Source organism: Legionella tunisiensis, from assembly GCF_000308315.1.
Classification (GTDB): Bacteria; Pseudomonadota; Gammaproteobacteria; order Legionellales; family Legionellaceae; genus Tatlockia; species Tatlockia tunisiensis.
Genome location: NZ_CALJ01000195.1, coordinates 1 through 1,913, shown reverse-complemented (window position 1 = coordinate 1,913; position 1,913 = coordinate 1). Strand labels below are relative to the sequence as shown.

Below are 1,913 nucleotides of genomic sequence, written 5' to 3'. Positions count from 1 at the left end.
CAAGAACCTACAGGCATCTCACCGTATAATGCAATGTAAGTAAGAGGCATATCCTGGTTCAGTTCTTCGTAATACAAAGATTCAATTTCTTCAATTCCAATCTCTGGCATCCATGTTTTACCTAAAACTTCATGCCAAATATTTGCAAGCGCTGGTATGGCCTGTGGATGATTTTTTAGAAAGTCAGTTTTTATTATACAAATCCCTCCACATTTCTTCTGGCGTAGCGTCTTTTTCATTTTATGGCACTGATTTCTTTCAAAAAACTTCATTTGGTGATGCATAACCAAGGCTTCTACGTGGTCTATTATTTAATTGGTCTGCAATAAAAGCAAGGTATTCATCTGTTATGCCAGTAAAGCTGGAGCCTTTCTTTAAATACTGCCTGACCAGGCCATTTGTATTTTCATTCAATCCACGTTCCCATGATGAATATGGATGAGCAAAATAAAAATCTGTATTGAGTTCCTTGCTGATATTTTCGTGATAAGCAAACTCTGAACCATTATCCGCTGTGATAGTAAATACAGAGCCAGGAAATGCCTTTAATCCCGTTATCGTTGCTTCAGAGACCTTTGCTGCAGTTTTTGTTTCGACTTTTTTAAGAATGGTTTTTTGGAAACACGTTCAACAATACTAACCACTGCCTGCTTCCGTTGCTTGCCAATGATGGTATCAATTTCCCAATCCCCGATTCTCTTTTTTCGTTAACGATAACAGGTCTATCATCAATAAAACGTCGATTTTTGATAGGCCCCTGACGCTTTGGGCTACCGTAACGTTTACGATATTTTTTATTCTGGTGACGCAGATTCAGATATAATTTTCCGCGCTTATTTTTATCCTGTAATATGAATTGGTAAATCCATTCGCCGCTAATAATGAAAAGATTATGCTTTTTTGCATAACCACTAATTTGGTCTGGGCTCCAGTTTTGCTGCAGCTTCTCGCGAACAAAACATTTGGCTTGATCAGTAAATTTTATAAATTTATTTTTGTTTTATGTCGCTGATTAGCATTGCTTTGAGCATAGTCAGGCTTATATTGCCATGATCCAAGCCTGGTGCGTACAAAAGTAATGTTGCGTTTTAATTCACGGCTGATGGTTGATTCATGCACCCTGATTTCTTTAGCGATGCTGCGTTGCGTATACCCTGCTTTCCAAAAAGCTAAGATCTGACATCTTTTTTGATAATTTAAATGTTTATAACCCATTTCGTACAAATTCCATTTGACTTAACCGGTGGAATTATATCAAACCAGCCTGGTTAATAAATAAACGAAACTTGCACTTATAACTTGGATCTAGGAGAATCTCACGCGAAGTGCAACAAACCATTTCTGACTATGTAGATTACTGGTATTACAACCACCTCTATCTGTTAATAACTATAAAAAATTAGCAAGTAACTGTCATTAATTTTAAGTTAGCAAGGCCATGCGCTTCAAATTCATTAGCATACTGTGACGTTTGACTCGTAATTTATGTTTCCTTCTCAAACACTGATAAAAACGATTTCGAATATTATAGGCGCTATAAATATAGCGATAGATCGTTTCATGAGAAATGAGCGTCTGCCCTCCATTCTCATATTTTAATCGGCCCTCAATTTGCCAGGGCGACCAACCGCAGCCTAATTTATTATGAATATACATGCACAATTGATTATCTTTTGACAGTTTCGTGCTTCTTTTTCGACGCTTTACGTACCTCTTTTGCGCTGAAGAAGATAGATAATAGGCTTTATTATTTGTCCACGTGCTTATAACACTGTTACGTTTTAACTCTCTAATATATTGTTGACCGGTGAATCTTCAATATCTGCGCTATCTTAACTTTTGAATAGCCTTTCTCTAGCATTATCTGAAGAAATATACGATCCAATTCACTCAGATGTTTATACCTTACTCCC

1 protein-coding gene and 2 pseudogenes are annotated in these 1,913 nt (G+C 36.8%); all 3 read right to left on the bottom strand.

The annotated features are described in order from the left end of the window. Positions 1-239, bottom strand: a pseudogene (locus BN58_RS11675) (hypothetical protein); the annotation flags it as partial. Further along, positions 236-1,215: pseudogene (locus tag BN58_RS38240) on the bottom strand (IS30 family transposase). The pseudogenes BN58_RS11675 and BN58_RS38240, both read right to left, overlap by 4 nt. Before the next feature lie 574 nt (positions 1,216-1,789). Then, on the bottom strand, positions 1,790-1,894 hold the full coding sequence (locus tag BN58_RS37815; RefSeq protein ID WP_408605486.1) for a helix-turn-helix domain-containing protein: 105 nt from the start codon (positions 1,892-1,894) through the stop codon (positions 1,790-1,792). Positions 1,895-1,913: the final 19 nt, after the last annotated feature.